21 protein-coding genes are annotated in these 21,412 nt (G+C 42.4%); 19 read left to right on the top strand and 2 right to left on the bottom strand.

All coding sequences use genetic code 11. The annotated features are described in order from the left end of the window. Nucleotides 1–7: 7 nt before the first annotated feature. The 8 genes from P157_RS0104485 (at nucleotide 8) to P157_RS0104520 (ending at nucleotide 7,215) form a co-directional block, all read left to right on the top strand. The gene (locus P157_RS0104485) at nucleotides 8–1,561 is read left to right on the top strand and encodes a tetratricopeptide repeat protein (RefSeq protein ID WP_026759954.1); all 1,554 of its coding nucleotides are present in this window, start codon (nucleotides 8–10) and stop codon (nucleotides 1,559–1,561) included. A gap of 157 nt (nucleotides 1,562–1,718) precedes the next feature. Then, a complete protein-coding gene (locus P157_RS0104490; protein ID WP_026759955.1) occupies nucleotides 1,719–2,279 on the top strand; it encodes a hypothetical protein in 561 nt (186 codons plus the stop codon). 245 nt (nucleotides 2,280–2,524) lie between these two features. Then, nucleotides 2,525–2,941: a hypothetical protein gene (locus P157_RS13855; protein ID WP_037368112.1), complete on the top strand. Its 417-nt coding sequence runs from the start codon at nucleotides 2,525–2,527 to the stop codon at nucleotides 2,939–2,941. Nucleotides 2,942–3,067: 126 nt separating this feature from the next. Next, complete coding sequence (locus P157_RS0104500; protein ID WP_026759956.1) at nucleotides 3,068–4,552, top strand: PcfJ domain-containing protein; 1,485 nt, start codon at nucleotides 3,068–3,070, stop codon at nucleotides 4,550–4,552. Nucleotides 4,553–4,569: 17 nt separating this feature from the next. After that, a complete protein-coding gene (locus P157_RS0104505) occupies nucleotides 4,570–5,313 on the top strand; it encodes a hypothetical protein (RefSeq protein ID WP_026759957.1) in 744 nt (247 codons plus the stop codon). Nucleotides 5,314–5,386: 73 nt separating this feature from the next. Then, complete coding sequence (locus tag P157_RS0104510; protein WP_026759958.1) at nucleotides 5,387–6,559, top strand: sel1 repeat family protein; 1,173 nt, start codon at nucleotides 5,387–5,389, stop codon at nucleotides 6,557–6,559. 19 nt (nucleotides 6,560–6,578) lie between these two features. Then, nucleotides 6,579–7,004 (top strand): HAD domain-containing protein, encoded by a 426-nt coding sequence (locus P157_RS0104515; protein ID WP_026759959.1) that lies wholly within the window; start codon nucleotides 6,579–6,581, stop codon nucleotides 7,002–7,004. Nucleotides 7,005–7,032: 28 nt separating this feature from the next. Next, nucleotides 7,033–7,215, top strand: a complete 183-nt coding sequence (locus tag P157_RS0104520; RefSeq protein WP_026759960.1) for a hypothetical protein — start codon at nucleotides 7,033–7,035, stop codon at nucleotides 7,213–7,215. 51 nt (nucleotides 7,216–7,266) lie between these two features. Here P157_RS0104520 and P157_RS0104525 read toward each other — a convergent pair whose 3' ends face one another. After that, entirely contained in the window at nucleotides 7,267–7,533 is a 267-nt protein-coding gene (locus tag P157_RS0104525; RefSeq protein ID WP_026759961.1) for a hypothetical protein, read from the bottom strand. Between the two features lie 232 nt (nucleotides 7,534–7,765). Between P157_RS0104525 and P157_RS0104530 the strand changes: the two genes are divergently transcribed. The 7 genes from P157_RS0104530 to P157_RS13865 all read left to right on the top strand — a co-directional run bounded on the left by P157_RS0104530 (nucleotide 7,766) and on the right by P157_RS13865 (nucleotide 14,502). Then, a complete protein-coding gene (locus P157_RS0104530) occupies nucleotides 7,766–8,503 on the top strand; it encodes a metallophosphoesterase (protein WP_026759962.1) in 738 nt (245 codons plus the stop codon). Nucleotides 8,504–8,670: 167 nt separating this feature from the next. Beyond that, nucleotides 8,671–8,919: a hypothetical protein gene (locus tag P157_RS0104535; RefSeq protein ID WP_026759963.1), complete on the top strand. Its 249-nt coding sequence runs from the start codon at nucleotides 8,671–8,673 to the stop codon at nucleotides 8,917–8,919. A 115-nt stretch (nucleotides 8,920–9,034) separates the two neighbouring features. Further along, nucleotides 9,035–10,132, top strand: coding sequence for a DUF932 domain-containing protein (locus tag P157_RS0104540; protein WP_026759964.1), 1,098 nt, complete (start codon nucleotides 9,035–9,037; stop codon nucleotides 10,130–10,132). Nucleotides 10,133–10,316: 184 nt separating this feature from the next. Then, entirely contained in the window at nucleotides 10,317–11,726 is a 1,410-nt protein-coding gene (locus P157_RS0104550) for a hypothetical protein (RefSeq protein ID WP_026759965.1), read from the top strand. Next, nucleotides 11,723–12,772, top strand: a complete 1,050-nt coding sequence (locus tag P157_RS14850) for a hypothetical protein (RefSeq protein ID WP_051598492.1) — start codon at nucleotides 11,723–11,725, stop codon at nucleotides 12,770–12,772. Before P157_RS0104550 ends, P157_RS14850 begins: the two co-directional genes overlap by 4 nt. Nucleotides 12,773–12,799: 27 nt before the next feature. Further along, complete coding sequence (locus P157_RS0104560) at nucleotides 12,800–13,696, top strand: hypothetical protein (RefSeq protein WP_026759966.1); 897 nt, start codon at nucleotides 12,800–12,802, stop codon at nucleotides 13,694–13,696. A 38-nt stretch (nucleotides 13,697–13,734) separates the two neighbouring features. After that, complete coding sequence (locus tag P157_RS13865) at nucleotides 13,735–14,502, top strand: hypothetical protein (RefSeq protein ID WP_230578440.1); 768 nt, start codon at nucleotides 13,735–13,737, stop codon at nucleotides 14,500–14,502. Between the two features lie 719 nt (nucleotides 14,503–15,221). Here P157_RS13865 and P157_RS0104575 read toward each other — a convergent pair. Continuing rightward, nucleotides 15,222–15,521: a plasmid mobilization protein gene (locus P157_RS0104575; RefSeq protein WP_026759968.1), complete on the bottom strand. Its 300-nt coding sequence runs from the start codon at nucleotides 15,519–15,521 to the stop codon at nucleotides 15,222–15,224. A gap of 294 nt (nucleotides 15,522–15,815) precedes the next feature. Here P157_RS0104575 and P157_RS0104580 point away from each other — a divergent pair, with 294 nt between their 5' ends. From P157_RS0104580 to P157_RS15845, 4 genes are all read left to right on the top strand, one after another. Next, on the top strand, nucleotides 15,816–17,609 hold the full coding sequence (locus tag P157_RS0104580; RefSeq protein ID WP_155266700.1) for a hypothetical protein: 1,794 nt from the start codon (nucleotides 15,816–15,818) through the stop codon (nucleotides 17,607–17,609). 712 nt (nucleotides 17,610–18,321) lie between these two features. Next, nucleotides 18,322–20,403: a hypothetical protein gene (locus P157_RS0104590; RefSeq protein WP_026759970.1), complete on the top strand. Its 2,082-nt coding sequence runs from the start codon at nucleotides 18,322–18,324 to the stop codon at nucleotides 20,401–20,403. Beyond that, nucleotides 20,400–21,014, top strand: coding sequence for a hypothetical protein (locus P157_RS0104595; protein WP_026759971.1), 615 nt, complete (start codon nucleotides 20,400–20,402; stop codon nucleotides 21,012–21,014). The genes P157_RS0104590 and P157_RS0104595 overlap by 4 nt, the downstream gene beginning before the upstream one ends. A gap of 174 nt (nucleotides 21,015–21,188) precedes the next feature. Further along, nucleotides 21,189–21,371 carry a helix-turn-helix domain-containing protein gene (locus P157_RS15845; protein WP_026759972.1) on the top strand — a complete coding sequence of 61 codons (183 nt, stop codon included), beginning with the start codon at nucleotides 21,189–21,191 and terminating at the stop codon, nucleotides 21,369–21,371. The last annotated feature ends 41 nt before the right edge of the window (nucleotides 21,372–21,412 follow it).

Here is a 21,412-nt window from a genome sequence, read left to right on the forward strand (position 1 = left end):
TTGCATCATGGAAAAGAATATGAACTTAGAAGACTTGATGGAACTGGGCAATGAGGCATTTTTAAAAAAAGATTACGAGTTGTCCGTTAAATATTATCGACAGGCAGCTGATGCGGGCGAAACAGATGCTATGGCGCAGATAGGGATTTTTTATCAGAGTGGACAAGGTGTTGAGCAATCCTTTGAAAAAGCTATAGAATGGTATCATAAAATATTAGATGCGGGTAATGTGGATGGCTGGTATCTATTGGGGACTGTTTATGAGGATATGGAGGATTATGAAAAGTCAGTAGAGTGTTATGAGCGGCAGATAGATGAAGAAGGTACCTGTAAATATGATGCTTATTATGGCTTAGCAAAAGCCTATCGATATGGTTTGGGAAAAGAGGAAAATTTTGCCAAGGCATTGGATTATTATCAACAAGCAGCTGGCAATGGTGTAATTATGTCCATGGTTGACTTAGGGCAGCTTTATTACGAGGGCGATTTCGTCAAGCAGGATTATAGTATCGCTAATTATTGGTTTGAAAAGGCAGCGAATTCCTATAATGGTAATTATCTAGCCTTTGCTCATTTGGGAGAGGCATATCATCATGGCTTAGGGAAGGAAGTAAATTACGATAAGGCTAAAGAATACTACGAAAAGGCGATGGATGCGGGGGAAGATGCTGTCCTGTTCTGGTATGGGGAAATTTACTTTGATGAAGAGCAATATAAAGAAGCATTAAATTATTTCCAGCGTGCAGCAGTTGATGGGAATGAATTTCAAGCTGAAGCGGAGAATACCATTGGTATAATGTATCAGCAGGGCAAAGGCGTTGAGCAGGATTTTGTTAAAGCAGCTGAATGGTATCAAAAAGCTGCCGGGCATGGCAATGCATCGGCAATGTGTGCGCTGGGGACTATGTACAATCGTGGACAGGGGATGGCGCAGGATTGTGCTCAGGCAGCATACTGGGCTTTACAAGCTGCCAAGCTGGGCGATGTTGTAGCAATGTATAATATTGGTTCATATTATGAAGAGGGCAATGGCGTTGAACAAGATTATGTTGCTGCCTTGGCTTGGTATATGCGTGCAGCTGATTATGGTGATGAAGATGCCATGAATGAAATAGGCGATATATATTATTTCGGCAATGGCGTAGAGCGGGATTATTCCATCGCTAAGGAGTGGTTTGAAAAGGCTATTGCAGCAGGGAATGAAACACCGTTTATGCCATTGGGAACTATCTACTATTACAATGAGAATTATGACAAGGCAATGGAACTATACTTGAAGGCTGTAAATGACGATAATACATATCAGCATATAGCTGAAGCGAGAATTGGCGATTTGTATTTGGAAGGCTCAGGCGTTGAACAGGATATGGCAAAGGCTGCAGAGTGGTATGAAAAATCAGCTGCGCATGGTTATGCGACGGCAATGCTGGCCCTAGGAGATATTTATTGTGATGGCGAGGGAAATGTCGAACAAGATTTGACCAAAGCCAAGGAATGGTATGAAAAAGCCAAGGCTACAGGAAGTGAAGAAGCTGAACAGCGACTGGCTGATTTGGAATAGTATAATAGGACTTATGGACACAGAAAAGACACCTTCGGCGATGAAGGTGTCTTTTTTATGATGATAAATTGTCTGAATTTACCTATATATTATTGATTGGATGGCAGGTTTTCATTGCAAGCTGGCGAATAATGTTATCAGGATGGAGGGATGGCGTATGCTGGAGCAAGGGCTGATTGAAGAGCTGGAACGCTATATACTGCTGAACTATCGCCCGGATGGGGCGAAGGAGAAGGGCTTTGCAGAGGAGCCTAAACGGAAGAAGGATTCCACTAATGGGGCTTGGGGGATAGGGGCACCTTTTGCTGCTTGTATCGCATTGCCGGAATTCCTGACGGGAATAGAGTCATTGACAAACAAGTTGGAAATGTCTTTTTCAGAGAAACTTATGTGGTGGATAAAGGAACGGAAGCGCAAGCCGGTGGAGATATACCGTGCGGCAGGCGTGACCAAGGCGCATTTTGCTAAAATCCGCAATAATGTGCAGTACCACCCAACGAAAGAGACGGTACTGGCTTTTGTGATTGCCTTGCACCTGTCTATGGATGAGGCTGCTGATTTACTGAAGCGGGCAGGCTATGCTTTGTCTGAAAGCCGTTTGGGGGATATGATTGTGAAGTTTTTCTTGGAAATGAAGCGCTATAATATAGATGAAATTAATGAGGCGTTGTATACGCACGATTGCAAGACCTTGACCAATTGGCGGGGGAACAAATAAGATACAAATGTCTTCATATATAGGAAACAGCCGATTCTGTAATGGAATCGGTTTTTTCGTAAAAAAAATTATTTGGCGAATTGTAAAACGACATGAGACGTCATAGCCCTGCTGTATTATCGGGGTACCAAGAAGGCATATGCTAAAAAATAGCAAGGTTGCCTGCTTGGATACCACTTAGACGTGTACGTTCTGTATAATCTAAGTAATCAAGCAGTATTGGAGTTTGTAAGGAGGAAATTGGTATGATTTGGAATTTTGTTGTTGGTGGCGCTGTCGGTTGGTTGTTGGCAAATTTGATGGAAGAGGATAAGCCAGTGGAAAAAGCTGAGGTTACTCCAGAGCAGGCTTTAGAAGTGCTGGTACAGGACATCCGCGATGAAGCGGAGTGGGCGATGGAAGAGTGCACCACGGATGAGGAGCGTGAAATGGTCTATGCGCAGGTGAAAGAGTCGGTGCAAAAGATTCAGCTTACGCTGCAGGAAAAGGGCGAAGAAATCATAGCCGACTTGCGTGCACAGGTAGCGGATGCTCCCAGTAAGGAAGAAGTTGCAGATTCTGTGGAAAGCAGGGTGCAGGATTTCAAAGAGAAGATGGACAACTTATCGGATTCTTTGAATCAGGCACTTTCGGATTTGAAGCCTAAAACGGCGGAAGCTTAATAGTTACTCATAGCAGTTCACTAGTTCAGCACAGGCGAATATATCGTCTGTGCTGTTGTGTCAATATTGCACTTTAGAAGTTATGGGGCTTTGAAGAGATTTTACGAGTATGACAGGGGAAAGTAAATGAACGGTAAGAAAAGGTGTTTTTATTACAATGCCATAGAAGATGATTGGCAGCAGGAGCAAGTTTGCCCACAGGATGATTTAGAGTATCGTCTGAAGGGGCTAAAAATGGATGACTGGCGATTTTCCTATGTCTATTTGCCATTGAGCTGGAGTGTAGAGTTGCTTCCTAATAGAACGGTAGAACTTGCTTTACATGTCAAAAGGGTTACTTTAGAAGAAAATACGATTACTGAGGTCACGGATAAGGATTGGACGATTGAGTGTGATATTGACCATGGCAATCTGCAAGGGTGGCCTGCATCCATTGTGGGCAATGATATAAGGAACTGGCGTAATGGCTATGTTTGTGGGGGAAGTATATTATTTCCGGAATTACTGGCGGCAAGGCATGTTGATATACCGGCGGTGGCTATTGATGTGGCCATTGATTATCTAAGAGAAATAGCAGAAGACAAATACGGATTTCGTCCTAGTTATTTAGGGGATGCCCACGGCTTGCAGCATTTGATTGCCTTTTGTGAAAGTGCGTTGGACCCTAATATATATATTCTGAAAGATGTTTTGGGACAGGCCGCTTATAAAGCAATAAAGGAACAAGGCCGTTTTGACAGTTATCGGGAATTATGCAGATATTTGGACATAGAAAATCTGCCACCCAGTCTAAGAAAAGCATATGTGCGGAGTCCGGAAAGCATATTGGTATACGTTTTTCTTCGTCAATGTGGATTTACGGATATCAATATCATTCGCCGCTTTTTCTACCGGGAAGAGATTTTCGGTTATCGGTTACTGAATATGCGTTACAATGCCACCGCTGGTGTGTTGAATTTAAGAGGAACGGGTGCCTATGACTTGGATCGTTTCCAACGGTTTTGCCGTTGGCTGCTGCGTCATCGCGAGGAAAAAGCGATTGCTCCGCGTGTGCTTCGTTGGTGTAATGATAATTTCACCTATGCTGCATTGGATACGCTGAGAATGTTCGTGGAAGCCGAGCTGGATAATAACGAGGGGCTGATAGACTGGAACGTGTATCGTCGGCTTCTGAATGAGGGGCTTACCCAGGAAGTCCACGATGCATTAGTGGATGAGCTGTTTATCGCACGTCCGGATATAGTAAATCGCTATAGGAGCGCAGGGAAGAATTCCAAACGTGAGAACAAAATATATGAATATAAAGAAAAAGAACTGGCCTTAGAAACAAATCTTGGGGAATATACGTTCCATTTGCCTAGAGATACAAATGAATTGCATAAATGGGGGAATCTATTCCATAACTGTGTCGCAAGCTATGATTCGGATGTTCTATCTAAATGGTCGCTAATCGCAGCGATGAAAAAGCAAGAAAAATATGTGGCTTGCATTGAGGTGAAACAGGGCAGGATTACGCAGGCTCTGGGCTATTGTAATCAAAGTTTACCAGCAGACTATCGTGCGGCTATTGCAGAATGGGCAAAAGAAAATAAGATTTTCTATAGACACTGATTGAGGGGGAATATAAAATGTTCGAGTTAAATGAAAATATGGATAAAGAATTGTGTAATTTTAGAGTTGCTTTCATAGGTAAAACTGCCGAGATATGGAAACAGCAAACCTTTGCTGAAAAATTTAAGTTGCTGGATGGAAAGCCATTAGAAGCTGCATCATGGAGGAGAGTAGACATTGGCTTTTTGATTGCCGATGCCAGGGAGAAGGAAGATGTAGATTATCTAAAAAAAGCGGCAGCGGCTGCTAATAATACCTGTATATCATTATTGATACCAATATTGATTTCTGCAGAACAGATAGATGTACCAGCGTCCTTGATGACTATAAATCCTAAAAAATATGCAGGAGAGTCTGAGCTTTACAAGACTATATACGATGCTATTAAGTCTATATATGATGTCGTTTGTATTCCAGGACTCGTAAATCTGGATTTGTGTGATGTTCAAGCTGTTTGTAAGGATAAAAAGAAGTTATTGTTAGCTACGGGAGAAGCTGAAGGTGAAAGGGCAAGTATAATTGCTGCTATGGAGGCCATAAACAAACTGACAAAGCAGAATGAAAAAGCTCAAAGCGTAGGCACGTCTGTTCTGTTGAATGTTACTGGCAGTGAAGCTAATTTGAGTATGTATGAAATTCAAGAAGCTAGTGAAACAATACACGATTGGATGGAGAATAAGCAGGCAGCGATTATTTGGGGCGCATCTATTGATGAATCGTTGGATGATGTGATTCGGGTGTCTATTTTGATTGGGGAATAAAGGTGGAAATGATGGAGAAGGCCAATTAGGTGTATGAACTATAAAGTGGGTGGGAATCTTGGAGAAGAATTGTTTGTATAAGGTCAAGAGAGCCTATCGGTTGAAAAATTATGATGTAGTGGTGGATGAACGCAGCCCGGAAGTTATATGTGAGGATAATTGTGCTTGGACAACAGCCTATGTATATCGTGGCCTTAGAAATCGTAAAAATCCCAAATCAATAACAGAATTGGAATGGGAACAAGGAACAAAGCTGAAGATATGTGCGGAGGGAACAGGTGCAAAAAGAATAGTAAAGAGTATAGTGGAATGGCTCTATAACAAAAAAAGTATAGAGTTTGATGAGGCAAGGTTCCTAAGTCAATGTATGCAAAGATTTGCGGACATTCGTAATGAATGCAATTTGGATGAAGAGACGTTAAGACGAGCTGAAAAAATCCGTTTAGTGGAACGTGAGGCGGCTTTGGTATTGGCAGGTTGTACGGAACAGGGAATCAAAGAAATTGAGAAGAAACTGCCAGCGTGGGAAGAGAAAAAAAGACAGAATGATTATGGGTGGAGCAGCGGTGAAATCCTTGATTTTTCTTTACGGGAATCAGCACCCGTAGATATAACAGCAAATAGAATAGAACGAATGTGTGATTATTATCGAGAGCAGTGTGATCGGTTAAATTGGAAAATGGAGCAGGTTCGACATTTTGAGGAAATCATCAATGGAAAAGAGCAGTTAGCATCTGCTGGCGATATTGAGGCAATGTTCTTCTTGGCAAAAGCATATGAAACGGGGCGGCTTTGTGAACGTGACATGGAAAAGGTACGCGCGTATTTGAAAATGGCCAAGGAGGCATTTGCTGGTGACTTAGTCAAAAAATACAAGGTCTGGCTGGATAAGGCTGTACAGGATAGTGGCTTGGAAATGATAGGCCGTTTAGGGCGTGAATATATAGAAGGGACCTTTGCAGAGTCGGCCAAAAAGAATAAGGACGTTAAGCTTAAGAAGGAGATTAAATGGCTTAATCAGGCTATAGAATCCGGTGACGGCTGGGCTGCTTTTACCAAAGGGAATATTTGCTATTACGGTTATGGACGCTGGGGCGAAAGACGACAGGAAGCCTATAATAACTATCTTAAGGCTGCTAAGTCTAAGGAGTCCATATACGCACTGGAATATGGAGAACTGTGTTTGAAAAACGGAGCTTTGAAAGAAGAAGTCGTAAAAGTATTAGCGCAGGCACTTAGCGAGTAATATCAAGAGGTGGCTATAGTTGAAAATAATCTTTTTAGACGTGGACGGTGTGTTGAATTCTATGCAGGATGGATATTCGATAAGATTGAAGACAGATTCGCATTTGAAACTTTTGCAGTACATCGTAAGGGAAACAGATGCTAAAATCGTACTGTCATCCTCGTGGAGGATAGGCTTTACGCCTGCCAGTAAAAATCTGCTGAATCGATTCAAGGAATATGGACTGGAGATTATGGACTGCACGCCGGAATTATCCAGTGCATGCCGGGGCGATGAAATACGTAAGTGGTTGAACGATACAGAGTATAGTGTGGAGAATTTCGTTATCCTGGATGATGAGGCAAATATGGCAGAGTTTACAGAGACAAATCTGGTACAGACGGATACCAATGTTGGCCTGCAAGAGAATGAGGCAATCAGGTGTGTTAAGATGTTGAATGCGTAGTGTTACAGTTAGAAAAGGAGGGCTGGTCATGGCTATAAGGAAAAAGCATACTAAGCATAGCAAGTATAAAAAGAAATCTGGTAATGTGGTTAGTGCAGTGAAAGCCAGTAATATCAATCTGACTGAAGAGCAAAAGAGGTTAGCAGTATTGGGGATAATAGTAAATATGAGTCCGCCTCCGTTTCTACGAATCGATGAGAGTATAAAATAAAGCCGGCTCCTATATATTCATACAGGAACCGGCCTATCATCTCTCATCTTGTCAGTCGAGAGGAACCAAATCATAAATGGTTATGCGGTAAGTATCATCGGTTTTGTGAATTTTAAAAGTCACGCCCAAGCCGGCTTCGCTGGAGCAGGACCATAGCAGGCAAGGCTCTCCCTTCTCCAGAATATCCATCACCTCCTGGTCTTCGATAAGGCTCGGCAGCACTTCCGAAGGATTGATAAGCGTCCTGCACTTATCAATCAGGTGGTTCTTCAAGATGAATTTCAAAACTTCGTCATCAAATACCATTTGAATTTGCATAAAAAAATCCCCTTTCCAAAACAGAAAAATATATTATCCAGCAAATAGACAGACTGATAGCAGCCTGCTATTTGCTGAACAACATTGTCTCTTTCAAAAAAGGGATGTTTCCTAAAATTATGGACATATTATAGCACAAATTATGGGGGAGGGATAGCCCAATAGGTAATTTTTCTAAAAATTATCGGAGAGAAATAACGTAAGATGAAAATATGTGAGGAGATGTCGTACAATGGATAAATTTGAGAGGCTGTTGGTTATCGGCGATATTCATGGAAAATGGGAAAGATTCAAGTCTGTCTATGATAAGGTCGGTTTTAATCCGGAGAAGGATTTGATTGTGTTTTTGGGAGATTATCTAGACCGGGGGGATGCTCCTGTCCCTGTTATGGAATGGGTGCTGGAGCATTATGGGCAGAAAAATATGATATTCCTGCGTGGTAACCATGAGCAGATGTTTTATGATGCATTTTTGGAGGTCCAAAGCGGTGATGGGGGGAAAGCCTTTTCAATGGATTCGTCCCTGGCGATGTGGCTGGGAAACGGTGGCCAGATTACTTATGAGGAAATCAGAAAAACAGGAAGAAAAGATAAGTTAATAAATAACTGGCTAGGCTTTGTCTCGAAATTGCATCTATGTACAGAGATGGTGGTGAATGGGCAGACATACTGGTTTATGCATGCAAATTGCAATCCTAACCGGCCACTCTCTGAACAGGATGATGTTGATTTGCTGTGGAGAAGAACTTTAGCGGAAAGGCCGAGTTTACATCATGGAGAGCAGATTATTGTGTTGGGACATACGCCTGTGCAGGCGTTAGGCTTTGAAGCTAAGCCCCAGTGGCTGCAAAATGGCAGATTGGTGCTTATGGATACGGGCAGTTATTTGGATTCTAGTCGCCATTTGGGGGCAGGGAAAATTTCCTGTGCTGATTTATTAAGTGGTGAAATCTATCAGTCGGTTGTATGAATAAAGGGGTATGAATGTCTGGACAAAGGAAGATAAAGGCGGTATAATTCTTACAAAGAGTACAACCTCTTTTCACATGGATAATGGCACTAGGACAGGAATATAGGCAGGGGAGTAGTCTGCCTATATTCTAGACTAAGTGTTTTTTGTGGAAAGGGGTATTTTTTATGAAAATCCAAATGAATTTTGACGCTGATTGCCTGGAGTACATCCTTAAAAACGACCTGTTGGAAAAAATCCGTCCCTACTTGAGCTTGAGTGAAGTTCTTGAATGGATGGCAAATTATCCGGAGGTTTTAGAGTGCGAAAAGGATGCGCACTTGTATACCGGGACAGAGGGCGTAGGCATAGTCCTCAGAATGAACCGTAAAGAAGATGCATTCATAGTGACGGTGTATGATGTGTCCATCTACTGAACAATTTCAGTTCATGCCAAAATAACAGATTTCAACTGCATATTATATTCGTGAATCCAGCACAGGTGATATTGCCTGTGCTTTTTCTTATGTGAAAAATCGAGGAGGCATCAACATGAAACAGGGCAGATCATTAGAAGAATTGGGTGTGGAACTTCAGAGGCAGCGCAATGTAAGGCAGGACTTCGTGGCAGACAGCCGCAAGCTGACATTTTCCACGGGGGAAGGTGGTTCAAAATTATCCATGGACATGGGCAAAGAACTGCTGGAGTTTGGTGTGAATCCGTTGGCCCATCAGCAGATTTCCACCCGGCTGGGGATTCCGTTGAAGTATTATCAGCGTATGCAGCGTGAGTCACCAGCTTTACTGGATGCCAATGTCAACAACTGGTTGCAACAGACGCGTGACCGGCGTATGCTCCGTGTGATGGATGGTAATGTGCGAGCGTTTCTGTCTGACCGTTATCGCCGGTTGGATAATCTGGAGCTTTGTGCTGCAGTATTTCCGATTATTAAGGATATGAAGGGGGCAGTGATTGAGTCCTGTGAAATAACAGACGCGCATTTGTACTTGAAGGTCATCAATCGCCGCATGAAAGCGGAAGTGGCTGTGGGGGATCCGGTGCAGGCAGGATTTGTCATTTCCAACAGTGAGGTAGGCCTAGGGCATCTGACGATAGAGCCGATGATCTTCCGGCTTGTCTGCAAGAATGGCATGATTTGCAAGGATTTCAGCCAGAAGAAACGCCATGTGGGCAGGCAGGTGGAAAATTATGATACGGCCTACGAGTTGTACAGTGATGAAACACTAGCGCAGGACGATAAAGCCTTCTTCATGAAGGTGGCTGATACCGTCCGCTGCGCTGTGGATGAAAGCAAGTTTATGCTGACGGTGGGCAAGATGCAGGAGGCTATGAATATTCCGCTGGATCATCAGCCGATGCAGGAAGTAGAGCTTTTGGCGGATCGATTCAATCTGACCGAAAATGAACAGGGGGATATCTTCCGGCAACTGTTCATCAGTGGTGATAATAGTCGTTATGGTCTGCTCAATGCAGTTACGGCTGCATCACAAAATGCTGCAGATTATGAGCGCGCAACCGAGTTGGAGCGTATTGGCGGAGAAATTCTTGCCTTGCCGGTAAAAGATATAGCGCCGATAGCACTTCCCGCAGGCAAGGTGACACCGCTTAGAAAGGAGCTGGCATCATGAAAAATAATGATATTCTGTATACTTTGGGGTTGGAAGCGTTGGGGATTTTGCTTCGTTGGGGAGCAGATAAGCTTTCTGAAAGCGATAAGGAAAAAGATGAATAGAAATTTTGGTTCGGGCATGGCTTAGGTCATGCCCATTTTTCATGGGACTTTACAACGATACTACAGGAGGATGAAGATAAATGAACATTGAAGAAAAAATTGAGAAAAATAAGCAGAATATATGGCAGGCGCTGGATGATTATCGGGCACATACCAGCAGTACAGAAGTTTTGGACGATATTACCGATGATTTTGTGAACAGGTTGGCACGGGATAATGCCTATGCCAAGATGGAACTGCGACAGCTTTTCCGTACATCACCAGTATGGAATGAAGAACTGGATGCCTTGGTTATCAACGGTACCCGTACCCATAACCCGGATTATGAACGTATTAGGAAACTGGCGTGTGATATACTGGCTCCAGCCTATGAAAAATGTGATAAGGAGAAACGGGGGCTGCTGAATCTAGCTATAAATTTCTTTGCCCTTCCTAAGGGGGAGAAGGCTTATCTACAAGCTATCCAATCGTTAGCACCCAAAGCTTATGCCCCTAACAAGAAGAGAAGCCGCATTTTCAAGGCTATGTGTGATGAACTGGGCATTTCGGATGATACTGCGGGCAGTGACTTTCAGCGGCTTTACGCCCAGTTTGCTGATGAGTTGTCAGCCAAGAAAATTGACTTCAAGTTCTATGTCTCACTGAATCCGGCACATTTTCTGACCATGAGCAACCCCAAGGATGATAAACGTGGTTGCACCCTGACAAGTTGTCATTCGCTAAATAGCGTAAGCTACTCATATAATAATGGTTGTTCTGGCTATGCGCGGGATAATTACAGCTTTATTGCCTTTGTGGCAGCAGACCCCAGTATTCCAGAAACGCTGAACAACCGCAAAACCATGAGGCAGGTCTTTGCTTATAAGCCAGGAAATGGACTACTACTGCAAAGCCGCTTGTATAATACAACTGGTGGGACTTACGGGGCGCAGACTGAATCGAAGATTTATCGGGATTTGGTGCAGCGGGAAATATCTCAGCTGGAGCAGGTTCCGAATCTTTGGCAGACTTACAATTACTTTAATAACACGCACTGCAAAATTAGTGCCGGTTCAGGGTTTGGTGGCTATCCGGATTGGATGTATCAAAACTTTGGAGCAAAAATCAGTATTCGGCAGGATAAGGCTGATAGCTACGAACCCTTCTATATTGGTACCTATGGGTTGTGTATTTGCTGTGGCAATGAAATCGGCAACCATCTTTACTGCGAAGATTGTGGGGACGAGGTTGATGATGACTCATCCCGTTGTGATTCCTGCGATGAGTTCTATGATGATACCTACCCGGTCTATAACAGCGAAGGTATCGAAATATATGTTTGTGCAAATTGCCGAGATCGGTATTACGCTTATTGCTCCGAGTGTGGGGAGTATTACCCGAAGGATGAAGTTATTACAGCAGATGATGGAGAGCGGATTTGTAACCATTGTCTGGAACGCAGGGAAAATGATGCTACAGAAGATAAGGCAGATAAGGAGCTGGTTGCATGATGACGCTGGAAGAGATTATCCGGTTATCACAAGGGCAGTTATTCTATCACCTGCAAAGGCTTTTCGCCGATAATAATGTTGCCTGTGAAGGGAAATACCTGTTGGTCAAGGGGGAAATGCCGATATTGCTCGTGGCCCATCTGGATACGGTGCACCGGGAAAAGGTGAAAAATATCTGCTATAGCGAAGATGGCAATATTTTGATGTCCCCGCAGGGCATAGGCGGTGATGACAGGTGCGGTGTATATGCCTTGATTAAGGCATACGAGCAGGCCAATAAAAAGCCATGGATGCTCTTTACCTGTGATGAAGAAACTGGCGCTGGCGGTGCAAGAGCCTTTACGGAAAGTTATGCGAAGAAGAAATTACCACAGGAACTTGGTCAAATTAAGTGCATGGTAGAGCTTGACCGAAAAGGAAGTCGTGATGCTGTCTATTATGACTGCGCCAATGAGGATTTTGAAAACTACATTTCCGGTAAGGGATTTCAAACGGCTATTGGTTCCTTCAGTGATATTTCCGTGCTGGCTCCAGCGCTGGGCTTGGCTGCTGTTAATCTGTCAGCAGGCTATTATCATGCCCATACCCAGCACGAGTACATTGACCGCAGCCAGTTGGAAACTGTAATTGCCAAAGTGGGGGAAATCATCCAAGATGCAGCGGGAGAAGATTTTCCCCGCTATGAATTTATTGGAGAAACGCTGGATGGTTATGTTCCGACTGATGTTCCAGGGAAATATGCGGAACTATACAATATTCTGCTGGATTATTATTTCCCGGAAGAAATCGAGGAATACCGCATGGCCTACGGTAATGTGATTTTACAGGCCCTTTACGAGAATGCTTTTGGCGTGCCGTATCGTATAAGTAGAAAACGTAAGGTCAGAGGGAGTGATGTACATGAACGCGGCTGGACAACTGGTGAGATTTCCCAAGCCGCATCTGATGATGGCACCTATAATAAAACAAGAACAGGCCAGACAGTCACATCTGCATGGCCAGAACAGAAATCTGACACAGTGGCTTCTGCAGTGTCGTTGTATTAGTGAAGGTTTTTGGCAGGAGGTGTAAAGATGCCAGCTACAAAGTTTATCTGCCCGAATGGACGGCGGATTACCATTAAGCGCTGTTTGACTGCCTGTCCACAAAAGGAACGATGCATGTTTTTACCGACATTGCGAGCTGTGGCAGAATCTCTTGACCGAGGGCTTAAGGGCGCAACGGTAACAGAACTGATATCCGGCGTAAGAGAAGCTTATCTGAAGAAGAAAACCAGTTATGCTGTAAATCCGCAGGATGAACTGTATTCTCTGCATGGGCAGGCGGTTCACACTATTCATGAGAACAATACCTACGGAGATATCCTGGGGGAAATACGCCTGCAGGATAAGATTACCAGTGGGAAGTTTGACCTGTACGGCAAAATTATTGACGAAGAAGAAGGCGTGTTGGGAGACCTAAAGGTAACTAGTTCCTACAAGCTGGCAAAAGCACTTGGAATCTACAAGCTGGATGTCCCCACAGGCGAGGTCTATAGGACCGGGGCTAGAAAAGGTCAGCCAAAGACGCGAAAGGAGTTTCGTTATGACGGTGTACGTCATGTCTGGGATTGGGCAGTTCAGCTGAACTACTATCGGTTGTTACTGGAGCAGTCTGGTTTTGAGGTCAAGAAAATGTTTATCCAAGCGTTGTGTCGGGATTCAAGCTTACGGACAGCAACGGAGCGGGGCATCGATAAGCCGGTTTACATTATTCCTATAAACAAAATCAGCGACAGGTGGCTTCTGAGATATTTCGGGAAGAAGGCTTCGATGCTCAAGACAGCCTTGCGCACTAAGACGCTTCCCCCGCCATGTTCGCTAAAAGAAACATGGAAGGGCAAAAAGTGCCTGGAATACTGCGAGGTGAGGGAGAAGTGCCCACATGCAGCAGCTATAGCAGAACTGTTACAAGCAGGGCATGCAGTGTAATGGTTGTGATTTTTAAATGACAAAATGCGGAGGTAAAGATGATGGCAAAAACGACAAAAAACAGCAAGGACATCGTAAGTGTTGAAGATACAGGTTATTTGACATTGCGGGATTTTGATTTCAAGGCAGCAATCGCAGAAGAAATGGATGGTTTGAACACTTTCTTTGAACGGATTAAGATGCCGTCTGGAGAAACGACCCTTTATCAGTTGCCGGCTGATAATCCTGAAGAGCCTGATTTTGCTAAGGAGTTTTCGGCAGTTATCCTGCATCATCACCCTATAAGGGCATATTTCAGTCAGAAGTTTAATGGTGCAGCAAATCCTCCAGATTGTGGAAGCCTTGATGCAGTTAAAGGATTTGGTAATCCTGGTGGTGATTGTAAAAGCTGTATCTATAATGAATACAACTCTGGGGACAATGGCTCTAAAGCCTGCAAAGAGCGACATAGACTTTATCTGTTACGGGAAGGTGAAATGTTCCCTGTGATTCTATCTCTGCCGACTGGTTCACTAAAGGAATTGAGCCGTTATCTAATGAGATTATTAACCAAAGGAATTAAAAGCAGTGAAGTGGTAACGAAATTCTCATTGGTCAAGGCAGCCAATAAGGGCGGTATCGTCTATGCTAAAGCATGTTTCCAGATGGATAGAAAATTAACTGCTGAAGAAATACCGTTGGTAGCAGGTTTATCAGAACAGATAAAAATGTTGAGCCGTAATATTGATTTCGATGATGTGGATAATGAACCAGCTGTATTATCAAAAAGTGATACGGTAATGAACGAGAACGAGAGAAGTGCATAACTGATAAATCTAAAGATATAGGCGCAAACATCAGCTTGGCAGCTGATGTTTGCGCCCATTGCCAGTATTCATGCTAAAAGAGAAAACAGGGAGATCATCCTCTCCGAGGCTCGCCCGTTTTCTTTTTTACAGGCGTGAATAATTATCAACAGCAGGGCGAGCCTAGAAGACGCTGCTCTCCCTGCTGTTGATGAAAGATTCTACTCTATGTATGAAGATGGTTAGAGGTGTTCTCTAAATCTTTGATTTTTATTAGTGGAAAATTATATTTAGATAATACGTTGTTTATCAATATCTGATAATGATGAATCGAATAGGATTGACGATAAAGATTGCCCATTATACCGATGTAGTTCAACATATAGTGGCAATGAATATTGTTGGTACCATTAAAATGAATAGAAGCAAATATCTGTCGTTGATCATTACCACGTAATATGAATCCGACTTCTGTGCAGACTGCTCTTATATATGGATTATCTTTAGTGATGAAATTATCGAATGATAGGATTATCTGTTGATATGTTTTATGGTAATAGTCCCAAGATGGATAGTGATGGTAATTTTGTACCAACTCCATTTCAGGAATAGGATTGGCTGGATTGACATTAAAACCGATAAAAGAATCAATGGTTGTTTTGAGTGGGTCAGCTAAATAAGTATACATTTCATATAGATGATGTCGCTTGTTATTTTGTACGAATTTCAATATAGACATATTAATCATCCTTGTTGGCTAAAGTGTTAAGTTTGGATATTGCATTTGATAATGAATTTTGTAGCTCTTGGATGGGAAGAGATTTATAAAGAGTTAATTTTTGCAACTGTTCGTTGAGATTATAAATTTCGGCAATAAGAATATCACCATCATGAATGACATTTGTTCGGTTTGAGTTAATGCAGTTGATTACATATTTACTTAAATCCATACCGACATCTTTGGCCTTTTGTTTTAAGTTGTTTTTGTAATCATCAGATACCCTAATAGTAATAACACCTTGTTTTTTTTCTCTTGCCATAATATAATCAGTCCTTTCACAAATGTATATACAGATTAAATAGATGTAATATGTGATGTAAAAATAAATAAAAACCATACGCTGATAATGTATGGTTTTTAAGGCAAGATAGACGTTTGTATATACGTTTTATAGATAAGGATGACAAGTTGTTTGAGAGAATGAAATGAATTTGATATGTATTTGATAAATCAATATAAAAGCCTATTGTATATCATAAAATTAACTATACAAACAGCATTTCACCACTTTCACCAGATTTACAAGTACAGTAGTAGCTATAGTAGAAGGCAGGTGGGGCTTTTAAAAAGTGGTGAAAGTGGTGAAAACGGAGAAATGATGCAGGATTTGCTGCTGCTTTGTGGAAATAACAAACAGGAGGTGGTTAACGTGGCTATAAGGGCAGAGTATACGAGAATTTATGATGAGGTAAGTATGGAGTTAGGGGCAAGGAGTTTCACTGGTGAGGAATTATTTTACCACTGCATGGAAACCTGTCGCAAACTATTTGATATAGCTGAATTTAAGCCAGGAAAGCCGGCTGTTAACATACCAGATGAAATAATAGATGATATCGGTGCATTATACGATGAGAAATATGGAGAAATCGATGATAGCTCCTTTCCTTGCGGTAAATATGATTACGCTACTTCGTGGGATAACTTTTCAGATGAAGATAGTATAAGTATGTATGATTTATCAATGATTATTGCAGGGAAACCTAAAGATAAGCGTGTAAGGAAAAAATCATCAGATGGAGATAATAGTGCGATTGATGATTGCTACAATGAGATAAAAAAGATATATAGAAACTTTTTACCTAAATACTTTGGTTACGTTTATAATGACAAGATGAATGATGATGAAAAGTACGAATTAATTCGTCTTACTAAAATACTATATGATTGTAAAATGGAATGTGGGGTTGATTTGGGAGTTTTAAAACGAATATCGTTGTTGCAATTTAGAATGGATATACCGAGCAGCTATCAAAAAGCTATAAACTTTATTAAGGCAAGAATAGTTTTACGCAGGCATGATGCTGATTGTCACTTGTCGTTTCAAAATCTTATTGCTATCGAACGTTATTGTAGTGCGGTAAAAAACTTTATATACTCTATACCGATAATTTCAGTAAATCAAATTATATCTAGAATTGCAACCCCGACATATCAAGTTTATAGATACATTGATAAATGTGTATACTCTGAGCTTATGAATAATATGAATGAATTACCAAGTATCGATTATGATGTGATAATGCCAGCTGAGGGAGTTCAAGTAATTTCGTATTTTGATTTTTTAACTAAAGATATTGAATCTGTTTATGCTAATGATGATGTGGATAAGAATATAGTTGTCTTAACCGATTCAATATATTATGCTGAAGATGGTTGGCGTAATTATTGGATAAAAAATGTAACTTATGTAAATAATATTGAGGAATTTGTAATAGGGCATGTAGAAGCAATAGTTATGATAATTTATTCTAAGGTGGTTGATTATAAAGATAAAAAGCTTATGAGAAAGTATGTTACAAGAATAAAAAAACATATTCCTTACTATATGACAATGATGCGTATTTATAATATCGGTATGAGTGGTAATGAAAATGATTTTTTAACGGTTAGAGAAGTGGCGCTGTTGATTTCTGCTTTTGAAACTATAAATGATGCCAAATTTGGAATTCCTTTGTATAGTGGATATAGTGGGGGACGAAGGAAAAGACAAAAAATAAAAAAACTATTAGATAAAATAGAGCGGACGCTGAATAAAGAAGATTATGATCATCAACTTGAAGCAGAAGAGTTTTTTGTTGCATCATATTGGCTGTTTAATTACATGCATATGGTTATGATGTGTCAAACGGAAGAAACGATTAATTTAATGAACGAAATTCGGAGAAAATTATATGAGTATTTTAAGAAAAATATTCCGCTACTAACGAATGAGGGTTTTCTTCTTCCATTAGATAAAATAGCCAATAAACTACTGCCAGAAAAAACGATGATGAATATTTTAAAAGAGGCTAATGATATAGCTAATATTAGCGGATTGGTTAGCATGGGGAATATTATCTATGAATAATATTTTTATTCCTTAAGATTGAAATGGATTTCGAATCGTAATCTGCCAAATTTCCTTTTTTTCTCCAGAAAATAATTTTCAATCTCATCTGACGTTTTCTTTACTAATGTGAACCGGAAGTTTCTACATTGAAACTTCCGGTTTTTAGTGTGTGCCTAGTATGGGGGGCTCTAATCAGGGAAAGCCCCTAGAAGAGGGGAGGACATAGAGGGAAACATCAAGGGAACATCGTGAGATGAAATTTGACGTTGTCAGCAGGCAAACCTATGGCATGACGAATAGAAACCACATCAGGCTAAGGCAGATCGGGGTCTTACCGGGAATACCTCACGAACATATTCAAAGCCATAGAATATTGGCGGTCATGGTTGAAACAAGATTCATCGTGAAAAGTCAGCCGAGTTCGTAGTTTAAAGCGGGGCTATAGACTGCTTCTGAAGGACTGAACTTTAGGAGAAGTCAACAATTGAATGAAACTAAGCAGGAACTGTCTTTGCGGGCGTCAAGGTCAATGTCGATTGCAATATAGTATTCCGTCTATATGAAAAGAAATTGAAAAGCTTCCTTAATATAATATTTATCTAGCTGGAAGACAGGCATGAATATGCGAAAAATCATGTCATTATTAGCCCCTATATTCATAAACGGATAAGAGTTAGACTAATAACCGTGAAAGGTCGGCCGCCCTTCCAATAACTTAAGAGGGAGCGTGATGAACATGAGTTCATTACCAACGAGCGGTGGAAATCCGTTCTTGAAGGCAGATGTGGTGCCAATAAGCGTCTTAAATGAGACTCCTTACCAAGTGGGAAAGTCATTAAAGACGGTTGTCGAGCACATGCCGATGAGCCAAGGCTTTCGGAAAGCAGCGATGGAGGTGCATGTGGGGGATAATCCTTATGTGACACCGGCGGAATATGCTGCGGCTACAGGGCTGTGGCTAACAGGAGTTCGTCAAGATGGATCTCCGTGGAATGATGGAACGATTAGAGCGACTTCCGCGAAGCACGGAAAAATTCTAGACAAATTCTTGGTGGAGGTGGATGGGATTTATCTGCGTCCCACGAACACCAAGCAAGACGAATATGTCCAGCTCTCCAATTTCGATTTTCGAATTGTTGAGCTTTTGGCTCGACATCGGCGAGGTGGTGCCGTTGTCAAAGAGGTCAGTTATGTGGTGCTGGGCCATGAGGATGAGCCTCAACGCATTACATATTCTGACTATAGCGCCAAGTTGATTGACCGGATTATAGGCACATTCCCGGATTGCTGTATAACCCACTCAAACAATGGCTGGGCTAAGAACCTCCTGCGGGAATATGCTTCAGCTTGTTATGGTGAGGCTCTGCAGAGACTTAAAGAGCGTGAGTTATATGGATATCATGGTTGGGAAGAAGTGGGAGGTAAGATGGTTTACCTTTCGGCCGCAAGAGAAGATTGCGAATGTGACTGCTTCGTTCCCGACACGCCGCAGTCGCAGGAAGCAGAAATTTGGCGGAATGGTCTGAGTATCTTAGACATAGGTCGGCAGGTTATCCGGAAGGATGGAAGTCTGGATGCCTACCAAACCTATAAGGTTTCGTTGCCTTTCTGGCTCTACTTGCATATGGGATATGCTAGTCGTTTGTTTCAGGATGCAGGTTTGAACCTCCAATTTATACTGCTCATCGTAGGGCGGTCTGGAAGCCTTAAGACCAGTACGTGCAAGGCGTTTGCGGAACCATTTCATCCAGGTGGGATGCTTCGGTTAGAATCCACGCCGAGAGCCTTGGAACTCTACCGAGAATCCTGCATTGACCAGACCATGATTGCGGACGATATCTTCGCCCAAAAGGGGGCTGTTCTGGCTAACTTTGAGGATATTATTCGGGCCTTCGGCGACGAGGTAGGTCGTGCGCGGTCATGTGGAGCAAATTATAGCGACATAATGCGTACACAAGTACGTGGGGCTTGTATCGTGACAGCCGAAGAACCGCTGGATTCGCAGCAGTCTAGTGCCTTGCGGTATATTACCTTGCGCTTTGAGGCTGATTCCATAGACCCTAATAAACTTAGGCCGTTCCAGGAAAATCAGCGAATTTCTCAAAGAACGGGAGAAACATCGTTGGTTCAGGCATATTTTGCGGGGTGGATTCACTTCCTTGAACGCAATTATGATAAGCTTGTAGCTTTCATAGAAACCCATCAGCCTCCGAAATTGGAGTTGCGCTTCAAGCGCCATCAGCAAATCTATAGGGCTTTTTCGGCAATAGCATCGATGGTTTTGCAATGGGGGAAAGAAGTAGGTGCCGTTGAGGTTGAGGAAGAGCAGCTCGCTGCTTTATGGCTGGGGATAATTACTTCACTTATGAAGCAGAACGAAGAGATGGCCATAGTCGCTGAGCCATGGCAGCAGTTCTTACTTGTCTTGCAGAATAGCATTGGTACGGGCAGAGTTTTCCTGGCTAATACCAAGGAAGAGTACGAAGGCAATAGTGGAAAATTTCTGGGCTATAAACGTCTTGGAAAAGACGGCGATTGCGAGTATGTTTTTTCGCCAGAGGAAACATATGCACATGTTAAGGCGCAATTGCAAAGTGCAGAAAAGAAGCTTATTGCCAAGCCTTTGAGCATATACCATGAGCTTTGTGAACATGGAATAGCCAAGGGCTATGTAGAACAGGCAAATGGCAGAAAAACGAGAAGTCGGTATCTGAAGCGAATCAAGCTTCACGGGCATCAAGTTGAGATGCTGGTTATATCTGCTGATGGTATGGAAGAGTGTATAACGTCAATTAGGGAGGGTGCAAAATGAAGTATCTGGTTCTAGGTGAATATAATATTGCTTTTTGCGAAGGGATAAGTGAGCTGGCAACAGCTCTGCATTATCGTCAATCGCTAGACTGTAGAGTAGTGGTCAGTGAGGACTGGGATTCTTTGTTAGGGATGGCTCAGGTTGGACAGCAACGTCAGATTGATTGCTGTATAGATAAGTCCCTTGTTCATATGGGGTTACCACCTGTAGTAACAGGACCGGTAGCGTTGGTGAACCCAGCAGGCACGGCACTTCCAACCGTTGCTGCAGAAGGTACTGAAGTCGGCGCGTGGGGGATCAGCGCGTTGAATGGCTTCTGCGTAGCCAAGTCAATAGCTGAACTTTGCCAGCTTATGGCCGGGGAAATGATGGTTTATCCGATTGCACAATGGTTTGGATCTATTGAAGTAGCTGTGGCAGCGGCGCGCAACCATTACACAGGGAGCTTCTATTCAAGATATATGACGCCAGCTGAGATTACTGGGCTGCCTCAGATGTATTTGGAGTATTTTGTTGATCCGTACTTCGATGAAAGAGAAAAACGTCGTGAAGCGCAGATTAAGCAACTTCAGAAGAGACAATTAGAGGCTTGGGAACGAGGTTGGCGATAAATGGCTGGCTGGGGATAAGGCAGTTAGTTTGAAAATTTGTCGTCAAATGGGGATATACCATTAAGATGACAGGCAGAAGCAGTATGTAGCGTGGCCTTATAGTCAGGATGCCGTCCATGCTATGCTAGTTGATGGCGGCGCCGCAACGGCAGCGGCGCAAGATTGGAGGATGTTATGAAAGATACAAAGTCTCAGCAGTTGAGGTTTATTTCGGTGAAGGCTTTGGCGGCAATGGTGCCAGTAAGCCGCTCGCTGATATACGACCGAATAGCAAAGAATAAAATCCCCTGTTTGAGAATTGGCCGCAGAATACTAATCCCTGTTAGTTATGTGCAAAAAATGCTTAACGTAATGTAATTTTTAGTTTAGTGCGGTGTAGATGAATGCTGACCTTGTCT

The organism is Selenomonas ruminantium AC2024 (assembly GCF_000687995.1).
GTDB classification, from domain to species: Bacteria; Bacillota; Negativicutes; order Selenomonadales; family Selenomonadaceae; genus Selenomonas_A; species Selenomonas_A ruminantium_B.